Annotated in this window: 19 protein-coding genes; 3 read left to right on the top strand and 16 right to left on the bottom strand. The window is 58.7% G+C overall.

Going from position 1 to position 22,225, the window contains the following annotated elements:
* Nucleotides 1–96: 96 nt before the first annotated feature.
* The 14 genes from mazG to rpoE form a co-directional block, all read right to left on the bottom strand.
* Nucleotides 97–930, bottom strand: coding sequence for a nucleoside triphosphate pyrophosphohydrolase (gene mazG / locus KSP9073_RS13305; protein ID WP_108843476.1), 834 nt, complete (start codon nt 928–930; stop codon nt 97–99).
* A 40-nt stretch (nt 931–970) separates the two neighbouring features.
* Nucleotides 971–3,229 carry a GTP diphosphokinase gene (gene relA / locus KSP9073_RS13300; protein WP_108843475.1) on the bottom strand — a complete coding sequence of 753 codons (2,259 nt, stop codon included), beginning with the start codon at nt 3,227–3,229 and terminating at the stop codon, nt 971–973.
* A 24-nt stretch (nt 3,230–3,253) separates the two neighbouring features.
* Nucleotides 3,254–4,627, bottom strand: coding sequence for a TRAM domain-containing protein (locus tag KSP9073_RS13295; protein ID WP_108843474.1), 1,374 nt, complete (start codon nt 4,625–4,627; stop codon nt 3,254–3,256).
* 2 nt (nt 4,628–4,629) lie between these two features.
* Nucleotides 4,630–5,526 (bottom strand): cysteine synthase CysM, encoded by an 897-nt coding sequence (cysM, locus tag KSP9073_RS13290; RefSeq protein WP_108843473.1) that lies wholly within the window; start codon nt 5,524–5,526, stop codon nt 4,630–4,632.
* A gap of 85 nt (nt 5,527–5,611) precedes the next feature.
* Nucleotides 5,612–6,391: a pyridoxine 5'-phosphate synthase gene (gene pdxJ / locus KSP9073_RS13285; protein ID WP_108843472.1), complete on the bottom strand. Its 780-nt coding sequence runs from the start codon at nt 6,389–6,391 to the stop codon at nt 5,612–5,614.
* Between the two features lie 11 nt (nt 6,392–6,402).
* Nucleotides 6,403–7,113 (bottom strand): DNA repair protein RecO, encoded by a 711-nt coding sequence (recO, locus tag KSP9073_RS13280; protein ID WP_108843471.1) that lies wholly within the window; start codon nt 7,111–7,113, stop codon nt 6,403–6,405.
* Between the two features lie 2 nt (nt 7,114–7,115).
* Nucleotides 7,116–8,054 carry a GTPase Era gene (era, locus tag KSP9073_RS13275; protein WP_108843470.1) on the bottom strand — a complete coding sequence of 313 codons (939 nt, stop codon included), beginning with the start codon at nt 8,052–8,054 and terminating at the stop codon, nt 7,116–7,118.
* A 75-nt stretch (nt 8,055–8,129) separates the two neighbouring features.
* Nucleotides 8,130–8,813: a ribonuclease III gene (gene rnc, locus KSP9073_RS13270; protein WP_108843469.1), complete on the bottom strand. Its 684-nt coding sequence runs from the start codon at nt 8,811–8,813 to the stop codon at nt 8,130–8,132.
* 119 nt (nt 8,814–8,932) lie between these two features.
* Nucleotides 8,933–9,730: a signal peptidase I gene (gene lepB, locus KSP9073_RS13265; protein WP_108843468.1), complete on the bottom strand. Its 798-nt coding sequence runs from the start codon at nt 9,728–9,730 to the stop codon at nt 8,933–8,935.
* A gap of 42 nt (nt 9,731–9,772) precedes the next feature.
* A complete protein-coding gene (gene lepA, locus KSP9073_RS13260; RefSeq protein WP_108843467.1) occupies nt 9,773–11,590 on the bottom strand; it encodes a translation elongation factor 4 in 1,818 nt (605 codons plus the stop codon).
* Nucleotides 11,591–11,797: 207 nt separating this feature from the next.
* On the bottom strand, nt 11,798–13,195 hold the full coding sequence (locus tag KSP9073_RS13255; RefSeq protein ID WP_108843957.1) for a DegQ family serine endoprotease: 1,398 nt from the start codon (nt 13,193–13,195) through the stop codon (nt 11,798–11,800).
* A gap of 286 nt (nt 13,196–13,481) precedes the next feature.
* Entirely contained in the window at nt 13,482–14,501 is a 1,020-nt protein-coding gene (locus KSP9073_RS13250; protein ID WP_108843466.1) for a MucB/RseB C-terminal domain-containing protein, read from the bottom strand.
* Between the two features lie 16 nt (nt 14,502–14,517).
* Complete coding sequence (locus KSP9073_RS13245) at nt 14,518–15,204, bottom strand: sigma-E factor negative regulatory protein (protein WP_108843465.1); 687 nt, start codon at nt 15,202–15,204, stop codon at nt 14,518–14,520.
* Between the two features lie 131 nt (nt 15,205–15,335).
* Entirely contained in the window at nt 15,336–15,944 is a 609-nt protein-coding gene (gene rpoE, locus KSP9073_RS13240) for an RNA polymerase sigma factor RpoE (protein ID WP_108843464.1), read from the bottom strand.
* A gap of 311 nt (nt 15,945–16,255) precedes the next feature.
* Between rpoE and KSP9073_RS13235 the strand changes: the two genes are divergently transcribed.
* Entirely contained in the window at nt 16,256–17,329 is a 1,074-nt protein-coding gene (locus KSP9073_RS13235; RefSeq protein WP_108843956.1) for a 3-deoxy-7-phosphoheptulonate synthase, read from the top strand.
* 84 nt (nt 17,330–17,413) lie between these two features.
* Here KSP9073_RS13235 and dinG read toward each other — a convergent pair whose 3' ends face one another.
* Nucleotides 17,414–19,561: an ATP-dependent DNA helicase DinG gene (gene dinG, locus KSP9073_RS13230; RefSeq protein ID WP_108843463.1), complete on the bottom strand. Its 2,148-nt coding sequence runs from the start codon at nt 19,559–19,561 to the stop codon at nt 17,414–17,416.
* A 32-nt stretch (nt 19,562–19,593) separates the two neighbouring features.
* Nucleotides 19,594–20,952: a DEAD/DEAH box helicase gene (locus KSP9073_RS13225; RefSeq protein WP_108843462.1), complete on the bottom strand. Its 1,359-nt coding sequence runs from the start codon at nt 20,950–20,952 to the stop codon at nt 19,594–19,596.
* Nucleotides 20,953–21,123: 171 nt separating this feature from the next.
* On the opposite strand from KSP9073_RS13225, the gene KSP9073_RS13220 reads away from it, so the two are divergent.
* Both KSP9073_RS13220 and xthA read left to right on the top strand, forming a co-directional pair.
* Nucleotides 21,124–21,378 carry a hypothetical protein gene (locus KSP9073_RS13220; RefSeq protein WP_108843461.1) on the top strand — a complete coding sequence of 85 codons (255 nt, stop codon included), beginning with the start codon at nt 21,124–21,126 and terminating at the stop codon, nt 21,376–21,378.
* 1 nt (nt 21,379) lies between these two features.
* Nucleotides 21,380–22,195, top strand: coding sequence for an exodeoxyribonuclease III (gene xthA, locus KSP9073_RS13215; protein ID WP_108843460.1), 816 nt, complete (start codon nt 21,380–21,382; stop codon nt 22,193–22,195).
* The last annotated feature ends 30 nt before the right edge of the window (nt 22,196–22,225 follow it).

The following is a 22,225-nucleotide window of genomic DNA, read 5'->3' as shown; positions in this document are numbered from 1 at the left end:
CTCATGACAGGAAGCAAGAGCCTGACGCGGTCGGGGAACAACAACAACACTACAACAATGACTTACTACCAAAGTCGAAGTCGCAGGCCATCGTCATCAGGACTCGCGTTCGATGCGCTTGGCGTCCTGCCAGTAACGTTCAAGGCAATCGATTTCGGTACTTTCAATGGCCTGCCCACTGGCGCGCACGGCGCTTTCGACATGCCGAAAGCGGCTTTCAAAACGCTTGCCGGTACCCCGAAGTGCCTGTTCCGGATCGATATTCAGGTGGCGGGCCAGATTGACAACGGCAAAGAGAAGATCGCCAAGCTCAGCGCTCATGTTCTCCTGATGACCGGCGTCAATTTCAACTTCAAGCTCGCCCAGCTCTTCTCGAACCTTTTCCAGCGCACCGCGATGATCAGGCCAGTCAAAACCCGCCCGGGAAGCACGACTGGAGAGCTTGCCGGCCCGCGTCAATGCCGGTAGTGCCAGCGGAATATCATCAAGAAACGAGGTCGCAGCCCGCGCGTCGCGCTCCTCGGCCTTGCGACGCTCCCAGCGCTGCCCGACCTCGGAAGTGTCCACGTCGGCCGCGGGTATGCCCTGTCGGCGCGAATCGAGATGGCCGTCGGGGAAAACATGCGGGTGGCGGGCGATCATCTTGGTCGTCAGTACATGGACGATATCGTGGAAATCAAAGCGTCCTTCCTCACGGCCAAACTGGGCGTAATAGAGGATCTGAAACAGCAGATCTCCCAGCTCACCCGGTAACTCGTCAAAGGCGCGCCGCTCGATGGCGTCGGCCACTTCATGAGCCTCTTCGATCGTGTGAGGCACGATCGAGTGCCAGTGCTGAGCAACGTCCCACGGACAGCCCTGTTGCGGGTCACGCAGCACCTGCATCAGTGTCAGCAGATCATCAAGCGTATAGCGGTGTGTCTCTTGCATCAAAGGATCCTTGTACCCCGAAAATGGCAGCCGGCCGAGACTACTGCAGGTTGCCCCCGCCCTGACGCAGTCGACGAATATCGGTCACATTGGTCAGCTGTCCAATCCGATTAACCACTTTTGACAGCACATCCAGACCGGATACCTCGAGGGTGATTTTCAGCGTGGCCATGTGATCGTCACGGTTGGTCGACGTGTTCACACCCAGCACGTTGACCTTTTCATTGGAGAGAATACCGGTGACATCGCGCAGCAGATTGGAGCGATCCCATGCCTTGATTTCAATATCCACCGGATACTGAATCGGCTGCTGCTGGCCCCACTCCACCTGAACCACACGGGCGGGCTCATCACTTCGAAGCTGCAGGATATTGGGACAGTCCTGGCGATGTACCGTGACGCCGCGCCCCTGAGTGATAAAGCCTACGATGTCGTCACCCGGCACCGGATGACAGCAGTTGGCCATTTGCGTCTTGAGGTTGCCAACCCCCAGCACGGTAATGGTATCGGTACTTTCGCGCACGCCCTGGCGCCGCGGTCGCGCCAGCAGACGGTCAAGCTCATCGACGTCTTCGGTTTCACCGAAAAGATGCTGCGCCTGGGAGAGCACCTGGCCAATACGCAGATCGCCGGCGCCAATGGCGGCGTACATGTCTTCGGGCGTGTTGTAATTGACCGCCTGGGCCAGTCGCGTTCGATCCAGACGTTCCAGATCAAGACGACGAAACTCGCGCTCCAGCAGCACCCGCCCTTCTTCCTCGTTTTGTTCGCGTGCCTGCAGCTTGAACCAGGACTGGATCTTGGCACGCGCCCGCGAGGTACAGACATATCCCAGCGATGGATTGAGCCAGTCACGACTTGGACCGCCCTGGGTGGCATTGAGGATTTCCACCTGCTGCCCGGTCTTCAACTGGTAGGTCAGGGGCACGATACGGCCATCCACCTTCGCGCCACGACAGTGGTGGCCGACTTCCGTGTGCACCCGGTAGGCAAAGTCGATCGGTGTGGCCACCCGCGGCAGGTCGATGACATGGCCTTCCGGGGTAAAGACGTAGATGCGATCCGGGGCGATGTCCGAGTTGAGCCCCTCGGTGAGGTCGGTCAGCTCGCCTACCTCTTCCTGCCACTCCAGCACCTGACGCAGCCAGGCAATCTTTTGCTCGTAGCTGCGGCTTTTGGAGTCGACATCAGTGCCCTTGTAGCGCCAGTGCGCGCACACCCCAAGCTCGGCATCCTCATGCATGGCGAAGGTTCGAATCTGGATTTCCAGTACCTTGCCATCCGGACCAAAGACCGCCGTATGCAGCGACTGATAGCCGTTTTTCTTGGGATTGGCGATGTAGTCATCGAACTCGTTGGGGACGTGATGCCAGAGGGAATGCACGATGCCCAGCACGGTATAACAATCGGTGACTTCCGGCACCAGCACCCGAACGGCGCGCACATCGTAGACCTGTGAAAAGTCGATGTGCTTGCGCTTCATCTTGCGCCAGATCGAATAGATGTGCTTGGCACGTCCGGAGAGGTCGTAGCGCGTGATGTTTTGCGCCTCAAGCAGCCGCTTGAGCGTGTCCACAACATCATGGATGTAGCGATTGCGATCCAGCCGCTTCTCTGCCAGCTGTTTGGCAATGGTCTTGTAATCACTTTCATGCAGGTAGCGAAAGGAAAGATCCTCGAGCTCCCACTTGATCTGGCCAATCCCCAACCGGTGTGCCAGCGGCGCATAGATATCAAAGACTTCGCGCGCCACACGCAGGGCGCGTTCGCGAGAGCCATCCTTGACCTGACGCAACATGCTGGTGCGCTCGGCAATCTTGATCAACGCCACACGCACGTCATCGACCATGGCCACCAGCATCTTGCGCAGGTTTTCCTGCTGATTGTGCTGGGTCATGGCCTGATCCGGCGCCTGAAGCTGAGAGATGGCGGCCATGCGTAGCACACCATCAATCAGACTGGAGACTTCAGAGCCGAACTCGCGCTCGATCACTTCAATGCGCGTCAGCCCTTCGCGCACGCTGCGATACAGCACGGCCGCTGTGATGGCCTGCTGATCAAGCTTGAGCTCACTGAGAATATCGGCCATTTCAAGGCCGATACGAAAGGCGGAATAGATGTCACGCCAGGCAGGCTGCTGGCTGGCAGCTTCCTGGTTGATCTTCGCGGCAAACCGACAGGCGCGTTCAAGCTCGGCCGGGGCCTTGAGGGTGACTTCGCCTTGAAGATGGGTCATCCAGGTCGTGATATCGACCCGTCCATCGGCATCGAGCGGCTGATCTTCGCGAACCTTGACCATGTAACGCGATTCCCGTCATGTCTTTTATTTAGGCTGACGCTCGAGCAGCACCAGCGATTCAAGATGTGCCGTTTGCGGAAACATGTCGGCCACTGCTGCCCTGACCAGACGATAGCCACCACTCACCAATAAATGCACATCGCGTGCCAGTGTGGCCGGTTCGCAGGACACATAAAGCACCCGCGACGGCCCGCTTTCCGCCAGCGCCTGACAGATGCCCTGGGCGCCGGCACGGGGCGGGTCCAGCACGACCAGTGATGCCGTCTCAAGGCCCGGTGGCGCACTGGCAAGATCCGTACAGCGCGCCTCGATGCGTGCCGACACGCCAGCACTTTCTGCATTATCGCGCAGGCGCTGCACCATGGATTCCCGACCTTCGTAGGCGATCACCTGCGCTCCGGCAGCGGCCAGTGTCAGGGAAAAGTTACCTACTCCGGCAAACAGATCCACCACCGGCATATCCTGGTGAACCTCGGCCCAGTCGAGCACCTGCGCGACCAGCTGATGGTTGACCCCGGCATTGGCCTGGAGAAAATCGCCGCTTTGCACCTGGATGCTCAAAGCATCATCACCAGGCAGCGCTCGGTAGTGCGGCCAGATGTCAGGCTTGTCGTCCAGACGCTCTGCCACCGGCTTTTCACCTTCACCGCACAGAAGACTCAGCAGTAGATCCTGCTCACGAGCAAACTGCTGCCAGCGCGCCAGATCACCGGGAACACGACGAAGCTGGCGCAGGGTAATCATGACGTGATCATCGCCGGCCACCAGTTCGATATGCCCTACCCGCCGCGGCACTTCCAGCGTTTCGAGCAGGGCTCTGAGCGGCTGAAGCAGCGCCTCCAGTCGTGGATCGAGAATCGGACACTGCTCGATATTGAACAGACGATCCTGTCCACGGATGCGATAGCCCATGTGGATGCGATCATCGCTGCCGACCCGAACCCCCAGCCGTGCGCGTCGGCGATATCCCCACGCCTCTGCCTCCAGTGATAACGAGTCAGGCAGTGTGATGTCATGACGTGCCAGATGCTCCCGAAGCACCTGTTGCTTGTGTCGACGCTGGCCTTCGATCGCCAGATGCTGCAGATCACAGCCACCACAGCGGCCAAAATGCGCACAGCCCGGCGTCACGCGCTCATCGGATGCCTTGAGGATTCGGCGCACGTGGCCTTCATCATACCGACCATGCTGGGTATGCACGGCCACCTCGACTTCTTCACCGGGCAGCGCCTGCTCGATAAAAAGTATCTTGCCCTCAAGATTGTGCGCCACGCCTCGTCCATCATGTGCCAGACGCTCGATCACGACACTGCCTTCGTCGTCACGTTTGGCACCCGGTGATTCCAGACGCTTTCGCGTCGCGGGGCGCTGCTGACGACGCTGTCCCAACATGGCCATGATCAGTGCTGCTCCGGGGCATAAAGACCAGTGGAGAGATAACGATCCCCCCGGTCACAAACAATAAAGGCAATCACGGCGTTGTCGACTTCACGCGCAATACGAAGGGCACCGGCCAGTGCACCACCCGAGGAAACCCCGGCCAGAATGCCTTCTTCACGCGCCAGACGCCGCATGTGTTCTTCGGCTTCCTGCTGTCCGATGTCGAGAATTCTATCGACCCGTGCCTGTTCAAAGATGCTGGGACGATAGGCTTCAGGCCAGCGCCGGATTCCGGCAATACTGGCCCCATCCTCGGGCTGAAGGCCCACGATCTGGATTGCCTCATTTTTCGACTTCAGATAGCGCGACACGCCCATGATGGTGCCGGTCGTGCCCATGGAACTGACGAAATGGGTGATATTGCCCCCCGTCTGCGCCCAGAGTTCGGGACCGGTGGTCTCAAAGTGCGCCAGAGGATTGTCGTGGTTGGCAAACTGATTGAGCGGCTTGCCTTCGCCGCGGGCAATCATGGCATCGGCCATGTCTCGTGCGCCTTCCATGCCCTGATCCCTTGTGACCTCGATCAGTCGGGCGCCGTAGGCTGCCATGGCCTGCTTGCGCTCGCTGCTGGCGCTATCCGGCATGATCAGGATCATGTTGTAGCCGCGAATGGCGGCGGCCATGGCCAGCGCAATACCGGTATTGCCGGAGGTCGCCTCGATCAGCGTGTCACCGGGGGCAATCTCACCACGCGCCTCGGCGTGGGTGAGCATCGACAGTGCCGGACGGTCCTTGACCGAGCCGGCCGGATTGTTGCCCTCAAGCTTGGCCAGCAGAGTATTGCTGCCCACCTGAATGTGCTTGAGGCGCACCAGCGGGGTATGCCCGATGGTGGATTCAATTGTGGGATAATCCATGCAGCGCTCCAGAATCAACGGGATGCCAGAAAAGAGCCTATTATAGCGCGGCCCGCTTAACGCATTGTCTTCAGGACTGACGTCTTCAGGTCGGCTGCTCGAACGTGCTGAAGGTGCGCGCCTGAACCATCAAACGCTTCATCTCGCGAACGGCATCATCAAGACCGGTGAGTGCCGCACGAGACACAATGGCATGGCCGATATTAAGTTCATGAAACCAGGGCATGGCCGCGATGGCTTCCACATTGTGATAGTGAAGCCCATGGCCGGCGTTAACGGTCATGCCAAGGGTATGGGCCATTTCCGCCGCTGCAGCAATACGGGCAAGCTCGACATCACTGTCCTCACGTGACGCCTCCACCCAGGCACCGGTGTGCAGCTCGATGACAGGGGCACCGGCATCAAAGGCGGCTTGAATCTGATCAGGCTCGGGGTCGATAAACAGCGACACCTCGCAGCCTGCTGCCTTGAGCCGCTGACAGGCATGGCGAATGCGATCACCGCCAGCGACCACATCAAGTCCGCCTTCCGTGGTCAGCTCTTCGCGCTTTTCAGGCACAAGACAGACATTGGCGGGCTTGAGACGCTCGGCCAGTACGATCATCTCCTCGTCCACCGCCATTTCAAGATTGAGGCGCGTATTGAGCATCTGCATGGCAAGCTCAATGTCGCGATCCTGAATGTGGCGGCGGTCTTCACGCAGATGCATGGTGATGCCATCAGCGCCGGCCTCTTCACTGACAAGGGCGGCCTGCACCGGGTCAGGAAACCGTGTGCCACGTGCCTGCCTCAGCGTCGCAATATGGTCGACATTCACGCCCAGCAGAATTCGGGGCGGCAGGTTGTTGGCTACCTGGTCGGACATGGGGTTCTCCTTCAGTGCACGCCGGTTCGGCGGCGACGCATCAGTTCATTCATCAGTTCACGCGATCTCAGCGCTCGACTTCCCAGCAGTGGCGCCAGCGCCTGGCGCGTCAGCACGCGCGCAGTACCGGCAAGCCCCGGGGAATCCCAGTCTCCACGGGCAAGCCAGCCCAATGCACGCGCATCAAAGGCAGGTCCGTCCGGGGACGCCGGGTAAAACCGCTTCAGGGAAGGGTTATAAAGATAGCGGCCTTCACGCTCCAGCGGCCGGTCCTGCTCATCAAGAAAAACCGGCTCACTGTCGAGCGCCTCAAGCAGCGTAATCTCAAAACGCCTGAGCGCACCGCTGCGGCGTTCGGGAAAGGGCAAGGCCTCAAGCAGCGCGGCGTAAAAGGCAAACAGGGTATCGACCGGCAACGATAACGGTAAAAGACGGGTCATCAGCTCATTGGCATAAAGCCCGCAGATAAGCCCCTCTCCTGCCAGCATGGCCCCGGGCCCCTGGGATTCGATGACTCTAAGCGTCTTCAGTTCGCCTTCCCCCTGCCAGGTCAAATGCAGCGGTGTAAAGGGCTGAAGCCGATGGCGCGTCCGACTGCCCGGACGCATGACGCCGCGTGCCACGGCACGTATACGGCCGTCACGCAGCGTCAGAATATCGGCCAGTGCGCTGGTTTCACGCCAGGCCTGACGGTGCAGCAGATACGCCGGCTGCAGTTCCATGATCAGTCCAGATCGTAACCAAGGCTTTTCAGGGCACGGGCATCATCGGACCAGCCACGCTTGACCTTGACCCAGAGCTTGAGCATGACCTTGCAGTCAAAGGTCTTCTCCATTTCCAGACGGGCTTCCTGACCGATCTTTTTGATGCGCTCGCCCCCCTCACCAATCAGAATCTTCTTCTGGCCATCGCGCTCGACCAGCATCAGGGCATGGATGTGAATGATGTGGCCTTCGTCGCGAAACTGTTCGACTTCCACGGTCATCTGGTAGGGCAGCTCGTCACCCAGCTGGCGCATGACCTTTTCACGCACCAGTTCGGCGGCCAGAAAGCGCTGGCTGCGATCGGTGATCTGATCTTCGGGGAAGAAATGGACATTTTGAGGCAGATGTTTGGCCACTTCGGCTTCAAGTGCCTCAACGTTGGTGCCATGACGCGCCGAGATCGGCACGATGGCGGCAAAGTTGCGGCGCTTTTCAAGCTCGGCCAGCCACTCCATGAGTCTGGCACGGTCTTCGATCCAGTCCACCTTGTTGACGGCCACAATGACCGGTGCCTGCACGTGAGAGAGCTTCTCGAGCACGACATCATCTTCATTGGTCCACTTCGTGCGATCCACGATGAAGACCACGCAGTCGATGTCCCGCAGCGCCTGAGTCGCTGCCTGATTCATGAAGGCATTGATGGCCCGATTGCGATCCTTTTGCATGATGTGAATACCGGGCGTATCCACATAGATGGTCTGCATGTCGGCTTCGGTCTTGACGCCCATGACCTGATGACGGGTCGTCTGCGGGCGCCGTGAGGTAATGGAAATCTTTTGACCCAGAATGCGATTCATCAGGGTTGATTTGCCCACGTTGGGGCGGCCGACAATGGCCACAAATCCACAGCGCGTGGTCGCACCGGATTCGGGAGTGTCGTCCGTGGTGATATCGTTCATGAAATTCTCCACGTTAACGTGTGTCCGGTGTTGAAAGTATGGCGTGTGAGGGGTTAGGCGTGTCAGGACGAAGACTCATCGCCGGGCCGACTCGATCAGTGCCAGCGCCTGCTCGGCCGCCTGCTGTTCGGCGTGGCGTCGGCTGGCACCGGAGCCACTGGTCGGTGCCTTGAGCACGTCCACATGGCAGCTGACCGTAAACTGCTGGGCGTGAGCCTCCCCTTCAATATTGAGCACCTCATAACGCGGCAGAGGGATCTGGCGAGACTGTAAAAACTCCTGCAGCCGGGTCTTGGGATCCTTCTGGGTATCCTCAAGATTGAGTGCGTTCAGCCGCGCCTCATACCAGGACAGCACACAGCGTCTGGCAATGACCATGTCACTATCAAGATAGATGGCGCCGATGATGGCTTCCACAGCGTCGGCCAGAATGGAATCGCGCCGGTGGCCGCCGCTTTTCATCTCACCCGAACCCAGGCGCAGAAACTGGCCAAGTTCGAATTCGCGTGCCAGCTCAGCCAGCGTTTCTCCCTTTACAAGCCGCGCTCTGAGTCTTGATAGCTGCCCTTCGCGTGCCTGTGGAAAACGCGCATAAAGCGCCTCACCCACGACAAAATTGACGATGGAGTCGCCCAGAAACTCCAGCCGCTCGTTATTGGCACCGCCGTAGCTACGGTGCGTCAGGGCAAGTTCAAGACGGCTCTTGTCGTCAAAACGATAGCCGAGACGGTCGCTGAGGATATTGAGGGAACTGCTCACGAGATAGTCGCTTTGATCAATGAAACAGGCATAAATGATAACAGAAGCTGTCCTTCGACAGCTTCTGTCAGATGGGATTTTCCATCAGAACCTTCTGACGGAAAGAAAGGGGGGCCCTTTTAGTGCAGCAGTCTGGCCTTCGTGAAGTCTGGAAGACCACCGTTCCAGTGCATCCAGACGCCAAAGGCGCGGCCCACGATATTCTCCTCCGGCACGAAGCCCCAGTAACGGCTATCGTTGGAGTCATCGCGGTTGTCGCCCATCATGAAGTAGTGACCGGGCGGAACGGTGACTTCACTCATCTGTGGACCGGGCGCATCCAGATTATTGAAAATGTGATGCTCGGCGCCCTTGAGATACTCTCGGTAAAGCGCCTGGGTATCATCAACGCTATTGTCATCCAGCAGGTCCTTTCGAACCGGCTGGCCATTGATGTAAAGCTGCTTGTCCTGATAGCGAATGCGATCCCCCGGCACGCCGATCACGCGCTTGATGTAGTTGACCGAGGTATCCCCCGGAAAACGAAACACCATGATATCGCCACGCTCGGGCTCGCCAATGTCCAGAATTTTGGTGTTGATCACTGGCAGGCGCAGGCCGTAGGAGAATTTGCTGACGGCAATGAAATCTCCCACATCAAGCGTTGGCTCCATGGAGCGCGACGGGATCTGGAAGGGCTCAATGACGAAGGAGCGAAGTACCAGCACCACCAGAAGTACCGGGAAAAAGGCTCTGGAATAGTCCACATACCAGGGCTCCTTTGGCGCCCCGGGCACCGCAGTGTCATGGGTCACTTCTCCCGGCGGTCGGCTGCCCCCCGGAGAGGGCTTGCGCCTGCGGCGCAGTACAACAATATCGAGCAGCCAGATCGCCCCGGTCACAAGGACGGCTACCACCAGCAGAAGTGAAAAATCCATTACGTGCTTTCCCGACTCACGGGAGCGAAGCCTGCGCTACGCTCAATCATTGACTTTCAGTACGGCCAGGAAGGCATCCTGCGGGATCTCGACCTTGCCGACCTGCTTCATGCGCTTTTTACCCTGCTTTTGCTTGTCCAGCAGCTTGCGCTTTCTCGACACGTCACCGCCATAACACTTGGCCGTTACGTTCTTGCGCAACGCCTTGACGGTGGAACGTGCCACGACATGGCCACCCAGTGCTGCCTGGATGGCCACATCAAACATCTGACGCGGGATCATTTCCTGCATCTTTTCGACCAGAGCGCGGCCACGATGATGCGACTGATCGCGATGCACAATGGTGGCCAGCGCATCAACGCGCTCGCCGTTGATCAATACATCAAGGCGCGCAAGCTTGGCAGCCTCGAAGCGCTCAAAGCTGTAATCCAGTGAAGCGTACCCTTTCGATATGGACTTCAATCGGTCGAAGAAATCCATCACCACGTCACTCATCGGCAGTTCGTAGACCAGCTGCATCTGACTGCCCAGCACCTGCATGTCAAGCTGGACACCGCGACGAACCACACATTCGTTGATAACGTTACCCACGTATTCCTGAGGCACCAGAATATTGGCACGCACGATAGGCTCACGAATTTCCTGAACCGAAGACATGTCGGGCAGCTTGGAGGGGTTGGAGACGTACAAAAGCTCGCCGCTTTCCATCGCAAGCTCATAGATAACGGTCGGCGCTGTCGTGAGCAGATCGAGATCGTATTCCCGCTCCAGACGCTCCTGCACGATCTCCATGTGCAATGTGCCCAGAAATCCGACGCGGAAACCAAAGCCCAGAGCATCCGAGTTTTCCGGGATGTAATCCAGAGAGGCATCGTTGAGCGCCAGCTTTTCGAGCGCATCACGAAAATCTTCGTAGTCATCGGAGCTGATCGGGAACATGCCGGCGTACACCTGCGGCTTGACCTTCTGAAAGCCCGGCAAACGCTCGACCTGGGGTGTCCTGGCGTGGGTAATGGTGTCGCCCACCGGGGCACCATGGATATCCTTGATACCGGCAACAATGTATCCGACCTCACCGGCACGCAGCATTCCGGTGCTGGTCTGGCGCGGTGTGAAGATGCCGATATCGTTGATTTCCCACTCACGCCCGGTGGATTTCATCAGGATCTTTTCGCCCTTTTTGAGCGTACCGTCAAAAAGACGAACCAGTGAAACCACCCCCTGATAATTATCAAACCAGGAGTCGATAATCAGCGCCTGAACGGGCTTGGTAATATCACCTTTGGGCGGTGGAATGACCTGGACGAGCTGCTCAAGCAGACCTTCCATGCCAAGACCGCTCTTGGCTGAAACGCGAGAAGCGTTGGCGGCCTCGATGCCAATGATCTCTTCGATCTCGTGGATGACCTTTTCAGGGTCGGCCTGAGGCAGATCCATCTTGTTGAGTACGGGAAGTACTTCAAGCCCCTGCTCGATGGCGGTATAGCAGTTGGCGACCGATTGCGCCTCGACGCCCTGCCCGGCATCCACCACCAGCAACGCCCCCTCACAGGCATACAGCGAGCGTGATACCTCGTAGGAAAAGTCAACGTGCCCGGGAGTATCGATAAAGTTGAGCTGATAGACCGTGCCATCCTCGGCCTTGTAATCCAGCGTGACCGACTGCGCCTTGATCGTGATGCCGCGCTCACGCTCAATTTCCATGGAGTCGAGCACCTGCTCCTTGAGCTCGCGCTCGGTCAGCCCGCCGCAAATCTGAATGATACGATCGGCCAGTGTCGACTTGCCATGGTCGATGTGGGCGATGATCGAGAAGTTGCGGATGTGTTTCAGCGTCCCGTTGCTTGCGTCATTCGTCATTCGAGGTGATCACCTGTTAAAGCGTCGTAAGCCATGAAAGATCAGTGCCGGATTGAATGCCAGTACTGTTCATGGCCGAAAATGGGCGCATTGTAGCGTGTTGGCGTATCAGGTGATAGGCAGTGCCTTGATGGACGCCCTGAAAGCAATACGCGTCAGGTGACACATGAAGGGGCCCACCCGGGGCCCCTTGATTGAAACGAACGATCAACGCGAACCCGGTCTTAATGGAACAAAAAGCGTGGCGCCATCGCGATTGATACGCACGGGAACCGCCTTTTTGTCATTGAGCTGACCGACCAGCTTGCGCAGCGTACTGACGGAATCCACCGGCTTGCCCGCCAGCTCAACGACCACATCCCCCGGCTGTAGCCCGGCACGTGCCGCAGCGCTGTCCGGTGCCACCTGCTGAACCAGCACACCGGCATCGATCCCCAGCTGCTGGCGCTGTTCGGCGCTCAGTCCAGAGACGGCCAGACCAATGCTGTCATTGCCGGCCTGAGTGACGTCATCGGTATTACCGTCAGTGTCGGGCCACTGTCCCACCGTGACCTTGATCATCTGCTTCTTGCCATCACGCTGTACCTGCAGGTCCACACCATCGCCGGGGGATACACGACCGATGAGACGCGGCAGCGCATCAGAAGTATCGATGTCGCTGTCTCCGGCCTTGAGAATGATATCGCCGGAGCGCAGGCCCGATTTTGCCGCCGGACTGTCCGGCGCCACATCGGCAATCAGGGCACCGCGGGCATGGTCCAGGCCAAAGGAGTCGGCAAGATCATCGGAAACCGGCTGAATGACGACACCCAGCCAGCCGCGATCAACATGGCCGTTGTCCTTGAGCTGGTCGGCGATATCCATGGCAACGTTGATCGGGATGGCAAAGGACACGCCCATGAAGCCGCCGCTGCGCGTGAATATCTGGGAATTGATGCCGACAACTTCACCGTCAAGATTAAACAGCGGCCCACCCGAATTGCCCGGGTTTATGGCCACATCGGTCTGGATAAAGGGAACGTAGCTGTCGGTCGGCAGGGTACGGTTGATGGCGCTGACGATTCCGGCAGTTACGGAGTGATCAAAACCGAAGGGAGAACCGATGGCGGCAACCCATTCACCGGTTTCAAGGCCGTCTGAATCCCCCATCTTGAGCGTGGGTAGACCGCTGGCATCCACCTTGATCAGGGCGATATCCGTTTTCTGGTCCTGCCCGATCACTTTGGCCTTCAGCTCGCGACGATCGTTGAGCCGGACCGTGACAGTATCGGCACCATCGATCACGTGAGCGTTGGTCAAGATATAACCATCATCACTGATGATAAAACCCGACCCCAGTGAGCTCAGCGTTCTGCTTCCCCCCTGGTCAGGCATGCCGCCGAATCCGGGCGGCATCTGATCACCAAAGAAATGACGAAAGATGTCCGGCAGCTGCTGGTTAGGTGACATCATGCCGGAGCGAGCAGCCGCCTCCCGGGTCGTTGAAATATTGACCACGGCCGGAGCAGCGCTTTTAACCAGTGCGGTAAAATCCGGCAGTCCGTTTTTCTGTTCAACGGCTCTGGCCGGCAAGGACATGGCCATGAGCGCTGTCATCAACAGCATCAATAAAACCAGCGCCTGCCAGCGATAGACAGGCGAGCGACGGGAAGAAGCATCAGTAGCGGTCAGGTCATTAAATAAGAGATCGGCCATCTTGGGACTCCGGATACTCATATTGGCTATGGCGGTAGCAGAGACAGACATCATCAGGAAGAGCAGACTCGCCCTGTAACACCCTGTAGACCATTAAGGCTGAATTAAGTTTCTCGATTTTGACAGTCTGGCAGATCTGTTCCGGCCAATCTGACGATGTTATCCCGGCCAAGCTCAGCGTACCCCACCTGACCACTCAGGGAGACGTCTCACTACTGGTTGGCTGTCCACCATCTTTTGCCGGTTGCAGATGTACCTGAGACACGACATGGGTAAGCACACTTGCCGGCATGGCACCCACGGCGATGACCTGCCATGACTGGCCATCGTGTTGCAGATGACGTGCAGCGGCACGGAAGTTGCCCAGTTGATGAACCCCTTCACGCAGGGCCGTACTGTCCTTGACCGGGCCGGCAAAGATACTGAGCGTTGCCAGACCATCGCTATAGATTTCGCGCTCAAGGCTTGCATCATTCAATGTGACATCCAGTGCTGCCGGCTGGCGATAAAATCCCTGCGGCAACCAGTTCGGCTGCCAGGACGCATCCAGCATGTCATCGCTGTCAGGTTCCTGAAGATAAATTGTGCCCGTGGAGCGTACCAGCGAGTCGATGCGCACAATCTGCACGGTATCCACGGCCAGTCCCTGAGCATTCAACAATTGCTGTCGAAGCGGTAACCCACTGGCAATATCCAGCCATAGCCGATGCGGCAGCCGCTGGTCATCGCGAGGCGTTACATCAAGCACGACGGCCCTGCGACCGGCGACAACATCACGCGCGATCAGCCTGAAATCGTAATGCTTTTGAAGCTGCTTCACGGTGTCATCAATCGAGGCCAGATGCGCAGAGCCATCCGGGCGCTGCATCCACCAGAGCCCGGGAGAGTGCCCCTGGTGCTCAATGGTTTCAGCAGGACCGTCAAGAAACTGGATGCGCTCCTGCTCCTGGCCGTCATCAATACGATGCTCAAAGAGAAAGGTGCGAAGCGACCCCATGCCCAGCCGCAGTGCCACCGCCTGAAAGGCGTGACAACGCTCGGCCACCAGGCTGCGCCTGAACCATTGATCCCCCTTGTCACCCACCTCCTGGTCCAGTTGACTGCAGGAGATCTGTGCTCTGCCATTACTGGCAGGCTCGCCGGCATCAGCCTGAACAGCTGACAGGGGAGAAAACAGCACAGCGCCCATCAGAGAAGCACAAAACCACTGTCGCATTGCTTAAAGGTCCGCCTTACTCGCCGCTGGCAGGTGCCAGCCCCTGCATGTTCGCCATCCAGACATTGCTGCGATAGCCTGCCTGTTCGACATGTCGATTCAGATAGTTTTGAAGTACTTCAGCCTGCTGGCGATCGTTGCGCGCAGCATCCTCTTCGCCCGGTGCCATGAACCAGGAAGTCTGTGCACCGATGGGCATCACATTACCGCCCTCGGCACCGGTGCCACGAAAAGCCGCCAGCGACGCCATTGCCCCGTCACCGCCGACCACCGCGCCGTTATTGAGGGTCGCCGCATCGCTCGACGCCAGACTGCTGGTACCGCCGCTGCCGGGCACGCTTTCCACGCCCGTATTGGCCCGATACACCTGAACCCCGGTCATGACCATCAGGCTGACAGCGGCCGCAATGGCAGCGCTGCCCATGAAGGAAAACGGCACCGTACGCCGGTGTGATTCATGACTTACGGTGTCTTCTTCCATATGTTCCTGCTCAAGGCGCGTCCGGATGGAGGCAGACAGGTCGGTCGATACATCAATGGCGCTCTCACGCTGCATGACACTGCGCATGAGATGATAACGACGCCAGGTATCGGCCTCTTCGGACGCCTCTTCGGACAGCGACTTGAGCACACGGCGAGTTTCAAACTCGCTGCACTCGCCGTCCATCAATGCCGAAAGGGATTCCCGTACTTTCTGATTCATACCCAGACACCCTCAAACCCGTCGTGACGCATCGTCACGCTATGGTAGACAGTCCAAAATCGATTAAGTTTTACCAATGACTCACTTCTCAACAGCCACTCTCCTGTTCATGGATCCTTTCAGGGCCGGCATCAGTGTTCGCGTACCATATCGTCCTGCTGCTCCGGATAAAGCAGCGGCCTGATTCGGTTGTCCACGGCCTCTCTGGCACGAAAGATACGTGAGCGCACGGTCCCTACGGGACACTGCATGATGCTGGCAATGTCCTCATAGGAAAGGCCGTCGAACTCACGAAGCGTGATGGCCGTTCTCAAATCCTCGGGCAGATTTTCGATGGCCTCGAAGACGGCCTTCTCAAGCTGGTCACGCGCAATAGCCGACTCGGGCGTGTCGATATCAGCAAGTCGCCCGCTCTGATCCAGCACCTCTGCATCACTGATATCCATGTCGCTGTTGGGCGGACGACGTCCGCGAGCGACAAGGTAATTTTTCGCCGTATTAATGGCGATGCGGTACATCCAGGTATAAAAGGCGCTCTCGTTACGAAAGCGTCCCAATGCCCGATAAGCCTTGATAAAGGCTTCCTGTGCCACATCATGTACTTCTGCCTGGTCGTGCACGTAGCGACCTATCAGACCAATCACCTTGTGTTGATACTTGCGTATCAAAAGATCAAAGGCCTGGTTGTCCCCCTTTTGTGCCCGCTCGACCAGCTGGTGATCCGTTTCCTTTAACCCCATTCGCGATCCCCCGCAACGACAGGGTTCAACCCCTTCGAACCTGTCTTTTCAGGCCCGTCAGGAAAGTAACAAACAATTAAAATCATAGTGATAACCTGAAAGCTCCGGGCCTTGATCCATGGCGTTAGTGTTCCCCTTTATCGACGCCTCATCAAGTCGACATCCCTCTACCGGATACGAAACCCCCGGAAACTGTAAAGTATTGAGACCACAAAAAAGTGTCCGGGTTCCATGGTAGTATTCTCTACCAGCCACGTATCATGCAGATCACACTTCGTTTTGATTCCCAAGCACTGCCGGATTGCACGCTCATGTCACAGCAACAGGTCAACAATCTAAACGTTTTCTCTCAGGATGTGCTCATCACGCCAGAGGCGCTCAAAAGCGAGATTCCCCTGTCGGAGGAAGCCGAGCGCACCGTTATCGAGAGCCGTCGCACGATCGAACGTATTCTCAGCGGTGAGGATCCTCGCCTGCTTGTCGTCATCGGCCCCTGCTCCATTCATGACACAAAAGCCGCACAGGACTATGCCAAACGTCTGAAAGCGCTGGCAGAGCGTGTCAGTCACTCGCTGTTTATCGTCATGCGTGTCTATTTTGAAAAGCCCCGCACCACGACAGGCTGGAAGGGACTGATCAACGACCCGCACCTTAATGACTCCTTTGACATCCAGAAAGGGCTTCACCTGGCGCGCAACCTGCTCGTTGAACTCTGTGAAATGGGCCTGCCACTGGCCACCGAAGCTCTGGACCCGATCTCGCCGCAGTATCTGCAGGACTGCATCAGCTGGTCTGCCATCGGCGCACGTACTACCGAGTCACAGACGCATCGTGAGATGGCCTCGGGCCTTTCGGGTCCGGTCGGCTTCAAAAACGGCACCGATGGCAGCCTGGATGTGGCCATGAATGCGCTGTGCTCTGTCGCCTCGCCGCATAATTTCCTAGGGATTGATCAGAAGGGTCAGGTCGCCGTCATTCGTACCCGCGGTAACGCCAACGCTCATGTCGTTCTGCGGGGTGGCAACGGCAAGCCCAACTATGACAGCGTCAGCGTGGCTCTGGCCGAGAAGGAGCTGGAAAAGGCAGGCCTCAAGACCAACATCATGGTCGACTGCTCCCATGCCAACTCCAACAAGGACCCGGCCCTGCAGCCGCTGGTGGTTGAAAACATCACCCAGCAGATTCTGGAAGGTAACACCTCCATCATGGGCCTGATGATCGAGTCCCACCTTCACTGGGGCGCTCAGAAGCTGACCAGCGATCCGTCACAGCTTGAATACGGCGTGTCGATCACCGACGCCTGCATCGACTGGGAAACCACCGAGAAGCTGCTGTTGGAAGTCGACGAAAAGCTGAGCGAGTCGCTCAAGGCGCGTCAGCGCTAGGCAGCACGGCTCAAGCACGCAGCGCACATAAAAAACCCGGCCATGCCGGGTTTTTTATGTCCTGTTGTTAATCAAAGGTGTTGATCAGGAAGCAAGGGAAGCTGCAGGTGCGCCCGCCCCTTCGATCTCGCGCCGAAACGGCGGCAGGGCATCCAGAAGCGCCCGGCCATAGCGACGGGTCAGAACGCGCCGATCGAGCAGCGTGATTCGCCCGGTATCGACTTCCTTGCGAATCAATCGACCGCAGGCCTGCACCAGCTTGATCGAGGCATCGGGCACTGAAATGCGCATAAAGGGATTGCCCCCCCGCGACTCGATCCATTCCGCAAGCGTCGCCCCTACCGGGTCATCAGGCACGGCAAAGGGCAGACGCGTGATGACCACATGGGTCAGATAATCGCCCGGCAGGTCAATGCCTTCAGCGAAGCTGGCCAATCCCAGAATAATGCTGCCCTTCCCTTCATCGATGCGCTTTCGATGCCGCTCGATCAGCTCCCGCCGCGGCATGTCATCCTGGGATAGCGTGCGCGCAAGCGCCTTATCGAGCCTGGCCACGACCGCGCGAAGCTGCTTGCGTGACGAAAAGAGCACCAGCGCCGCCTCATCCTCACCCAGGTTTTCGATAAAGTTGACGATGGCACTCTCGTGCGCGTCGCGATCTCCCGGGTCGACAGCCTCACGCGGCACTGACAGCACCGCACGCGAGTAGTCAAACGGACTGGGCAAACTCTGGTAGCGATAGCGATTTGCAAGCCCCGCCCGTTCCTGAAGGCGGTCAAAGCGCCCTAGTGCCGTCAGGGTAGCGGACGTCAGCACTGCGCCGTGACAGCTGCCCCACAGATAGCGCGCCAGTGTTTCGGCAGCACTCACAGGGCTTGCCGAAAAGGTCAGTTCCGCCTCGCCAGAGCGCTGCTCAAACGTCAGCCAGCGCGCCTGCGGGGGGGCATTCTCGACGTCATCGGCACCAAAGGCCTGCCAGAGCGCATGCGCCTCAAGGGCGCGACCATGCACCAGCGCAATCAGCGGCAGCCAGGCCTCGGCTTGTTCGCGGGCAAGCCCCGTTGACTTGTCCGGATCAAGGCTTTCACGAAGGATATCGCTGATGGTCTCCAGATGCCGCGACAGCTCGGCAAAGGGCGTCACCAGCTGCTGGGCCAGATCACGAAAGGCCGCCGGCAACCGGCCCATGGTAAAGCGATAGTGCAGCCGCTCGTTGTCCTCGGGTGTGCGCTCGGCCAAAGGCTGTGCCAGCCGAAAGGCGTCGCCAAGCCGGGGGTCGATGCTGGCCAGAAGCTCCGGGAACTGCCCCAGCAGACGGGCAATCGTGTGCTGCGCGCCAAGCCCCGTATTGAGGTCCGTCAGCGACTTTTTGAGCTGGCCCAGCCAGCGCATTGCCGCATTGACCCCCTGACGGTGATAAAAGTGCTCCAGCGCCTTGTCCGGCAGATGGTGCGCCTCGTCAAAGACGTAGATCGTGTCCTTCGGGTTGGGCAGTACAATGCCGCCACCCAGCGATAGATCGGCCAGCACCAGATCATGATTGGCCACGATGATATCGGCCTCATCCATGCCGCGACGGGCACGGAAAAAGGCGCAGGCTCCGAAGTGCCCACAGCGCCGATTGGTACACTGGCGATGATCCACCGTCAGACGGCGCCACTGCGGGTCAGCAATGGCCTGTGGCCAGCTGTCACGATCGCCCTGCCACTCACCGCTGCCATAGGCTTCGGCAAGTTCCCGGGCCAGCTCACCAATATCCTCCTGACTGCTCACCAGACTCTGCTCGAACAGCGACATGGTCGGGTTGTCTTCTACCCCATCCATCAGCTGATCAAGCTTGGCCACACAGACGTAGCGCCCACGCCCCTTGGCCAGCGCATACTCGAAATCGAGCCCGCTGCTGGCCTTGAGCATCGGCAGATCCTGATGGAGCACCTGCTCCTGCAGAGCCACGGTCGCCGTCGAGATCACCAGGCGTTTGCCCTGTGCCTTGGCAATGGGCAGTGCCGCCAGCAGATAGGCCAGTGTCTTGCCGGTACCGGTGCCGGCTTCCAGCACGCAGACATGCTCCTGACTGACACGCTTGCCCTGCTCGTCGGTCTTGATATCCCCGAGCGTTCGGGCAATTTCTGCCATCATCAGGCGCTGGCCATAGCGGGGCCTGAGCGAGCGCGCTTCGATCACGCGTCGATAGGCCGCCTGAATATCGCGTTTAAGCGCGTCGTCGAGCACAGTGCCTCTCCGCCTTGTGGAACACGGCGCAATCAGTCATCGGTGAGAAGGTTGGCCGGCGGCGGCTGACAGGGGAGCCGATCCTTGATGTAGGCTTCGATTTCCGGCAATGCATAGCCGTCTTCTTCGCCGACAAAACTGATCGAGGTGCCCTGCGCACCGGCACGACCGGTACGTCCGATACGGTGCACGTAATCTTCCGGATCGTCGGGCAGCGTGTAGTTGACCACGTGACTGATGTCGTTGATGTGAATGCCGCGACCGGCAACATCGGTGGCGACCAGCACGGCAACCTTGCCTTCACGGAAACGCTCGAGCGTGCTCACACGCGTTTTCTGCGGCACCTCGCCTGACAGCATGGCCACATTGATCCCTGCCTTGCGCAGGCGATCATCAAGCTTGCGTACCAGATCGCGCCGGTTGGCAAAGACCATCACCTTCTCCAGCTTTTCTCGCTCGATCAGGCGCCTGAGAATGGTAAATTTCTCGGCATCGCTTACGAGATAGACCCGCTGATCAATGTTGGCCGCGGCGCTAGCGTCAACTTCGATCTCGACATGCGCAGGCTCATGCGTCCACTGACCGGCCAGGTTGAGAATGTCCTGGGTAAAGGTGGCCGAGAACAAAAAGGTCTGGCGCTCTTCGGTTTTGGGCGTGGCTCGAATGATGCGCTTGACGTCCGGGATGAACCCCATCGACAGCATGCGATCGGCCTCATCAAGCACCAGAACCTCGACCTGGGAAAGGTCGGCGTCGCGCTTTTGATGAAAGTCGAGCAAACGTCCGGGCGTGGCCACCAGAATGTCCAGCGGCTTTTCAAGCTTCTGACGCTGTTTCTGGTAATCCATGCCGCCCACGGCGCTGGCCACCCTCAACGAGGTATGGGTCATCAACGCCTTGGCATCCTTTTCGATCTGCAATGCCAGCTCGCGCGTCGGCGCGATGATCAGCGCTCGGGGTGCCCCGGGTTTTTGGCCATCCGGCGCCGGCTCTTCCAGAAAATAGGCCAGAATCGAGATCAGAAAGGCCGCGGTCTTGCCGGTACCTGTCTGAGCCTTGCCGACCACGTCGCCACCGAGCAGCGTATGGCGCAGCGCTTCGGCCTGGATCGGGGTGCAGTAATGGAAGCCCTGCTCGGCAATGGCCTGCATCAGCGGCATCGGCAGGTTGAAATCCTGAAAACGCCATTTGCCGGCCACAGCGGTGACTTCCGGCAGGGCATTCGAGCCTTCGCTGCCTGACGCCTGGTTTCCCTGCACGCTGCCGGTCTGAGCGTTGTTGCGGGACTGGCTGCGCCGGGGCTTGCGACGGCGGCGCTTGGGCCGACGATTGGCATTGGCGGGAGCCTCCGCCGACGTTTGTGCCGGCTGAGAGTTTTCCGACTCACTCATATGCTGCGATCACTTTGGCTTGAGATGAATAGACAAGATACTGAGCCATTGTATCAGCACCGCCGACCGAGTTGTGCATCAACCGTGTCAGGGGCAAGCCAGCGCGCGCGCAAATTGTTAAACTGCACGCCACTGCAGCACACTGCTTCAGGCGAGACACGAGAGGTTTTTATGACCCGTCGCAAGAAGACGCGCTCGCTGGCCGACAAGGTGACCATCCGTACCGGCAAGCGCAAGGATTACCGCCGCTGGCGGCATGACAATCCGGACCAGTTACAGTCCACGCCGCGATTTGCGGCCAAAAAGCGCGACCAGCGCAAGGCGCAGGCCGCCAGCAAGCTGGAGCGACAGCGCCGTGAGGCCACGACCCTGCCGCTGCACTCGCAGGACACCAACGCCTCGACCGATTCATCACAAGACAGCTGACATGCGCCTGGTTTCATTCAATATCAACGGTATTCGCGCCCGCCAGCATCAGCTTGAAGCGCTGGTCGAGGCTCATGCACCCGATGTCATCGGCCTGCAGGAGACCAAGGTTCAGGACAGCGAGTTTCCCCTCGATGCCGTGTCCGGTCTCGGCTATCACGTGCACTATCACGGTCAAAAGGGTCATTACGGCGTGGCGATGCTCACAAAGGCGGCGCCAACGCAGGTGCAGCTTGGACTGCCGGATGATGACGATGAAGCGCAACGCCGCATGATTGCGGTGACCCTCGATACGCCTGCCGGGCCACTGACGGTCTACAACGGCTATTTCCCGCAGGGCGAGAGCCTTCATCACCCGACCAAGTTTCCCAACAAGCGTCACTTTTATGATCAGCTCTCGCGCCATCTGGAACAAAACCACCAGCCGGAGGAACTGATCGCGGTCATGGGCGACTTCAATATCTCGCCTGCCGACATCGATATCGGCATTGGTGAGCCCGCCCGCAAGCGCTGGTTAAGAGAAGGCAAGACAAGCTTTCAGCCCGAGGAACGAAGCTGGCTTGAGCGTTTGACCGGCTGGGGATTTGAAGACAGCTATCGTCGCTGTTATCCGCAGCGCGACGATCTGTTCAGCTGGTTTGACTACCGCTCAAAAGGCTTTGAGCGCGACCCCAGACGTGGGCTTCGCATCGATTACATCCTGACCAGCACCGGACTTTCGCCCCGCGTGCAGGATGCCGGTATCGATTATGAACTGCGCGCCATGACGCGGCCTTCCGATCATGCCCCGGTCTGGACCACGCTGGCAGTTGAGTAGCGCTTGCGGCGGCGTGTCAAAAGCGATGAC

Origin of the sequence: Kushneria phyllosphaerae (assembly GCF_900312995.1) — a bacterium.
Taxonomy (GTDB): Bacteria; Pseudomonadota; Gammaproteobacteria; order Pseudomonadales; family Halomonadaceae; genus Kushneria; species Kushneria phyllosphaerae.
This window is presented reverse-complemented; position numbering and strand designations above follow the sequence as displayed.

Coding starts and splice junctions, on each gene's coding strand:
- KSP9073_RS13245 (WP_108843465.1), bottom strand. CDS start 15,204: ATGAATCAGAAAGTACGGGAATCCCTTTCGGCATTGATGGACGGCGAG.
- KSP9073_RS13295 (WP_108843474.1), bottom strand. CDS start 4,627: ATGGCCATGTTGGGACAGCGTCGTCAGCAGCGCCCCGCGACGCGAAAG.
- relA (WP_108843475.1), bottom strand. CDS start 3,229: ATGGTCAAGGTTCGCGAAGATCAGCCGCTCGATGCCGATGGACGGGTC.
- recO (WP_108843471.1), bottom strand. CDS start 7,113: ATGGAACTGCAGCCGGCGTATCTGCTGCACCGTCAGGCCTGGCGTGAA.
- KSP9073_RS13255 (WP_108843957.1), bottom strand. CDS start 13,195: ATGCTGTTGATGACAGCGCTCATGGCCATGTCCTTGCCGGCCAGAGCC.
- rpoE (WP_108843464.1), bottom strand. CDS start 15,944: ATGGGGTTAAAGGAAACGGATCACCAGCTGGTCGAGCGGGCACAAAAG.
- xthA (WP_108843460.1), top strand. CDS start 21,380: ATGCGCCTGGTTTCATTCAATATCAACGGTATTCGCGCCCGCCAGCAT.
- lepB (WP_108843468.1), bottom strand. CDS start 9,730: ATGGATTTTTCACTTCTGCTGGTGGTAGCCGTCCTTGTGACCGGGGCG.
- KSP9073_RS13250 (WP_108843466.1), bottom strand. CDS start 14,501: ATGCGACAGTGGTTTTGTGCTTCTCTGATGGGCGCTGTGCTGTTTTCT.
- KSP9073_RS13235 (WP_108843956.1), top strand. CDS start 16,256: ATGTCACAGCAACAGGTCAACAATCTAAACGTTTTCTCTCAGGATGTG.
- KSP9073_RS13225 (WP_108843462.1), bottom strand. CDS start 20,952: ATGAGTGAGTCGGAAAACTCTCAGCCGGCACAAACGTCGGCGGAGGCT.
- KSP9073_RS13220 (WP_108843461.1), top strand. CDS start 21,124: ATGACCCGTCGCAAGAAGACGCGCTCGCTGGCCGACAAGGTGACCATC.
- era (WP_108843470.1), bottom strand. CDS start 8,054: ATGAACGATATCACCACGGACGACACTCCCGAATCCGGTGCGACCACG.
- pdxJ (WP_108843472.1), bottom strand. CDS start 6,391: ATGTCCGACCAGGTAGCCAACAACCTGCCGCCCCGAATTCTGCTGGGC.
- mazG (WP_108843476.1), bottom strand. CDS start 930: ATGCAAGAGACACACCGCTATACGCTTGATGATCTGCTGACACTGATG.
- lepA (WP_108843467.1), bottom strand. CDS start 11,590: ATGACGAATGACGCAAGCAACGGGACGCTGAAACACATCCGCAACTTC.
- cysM (WP_108843473.1), bottom strand. CDS start 5,526: ATGGATTATCCCACAATTGAATCCACCATCGGGCATACCCCGCTGGTG.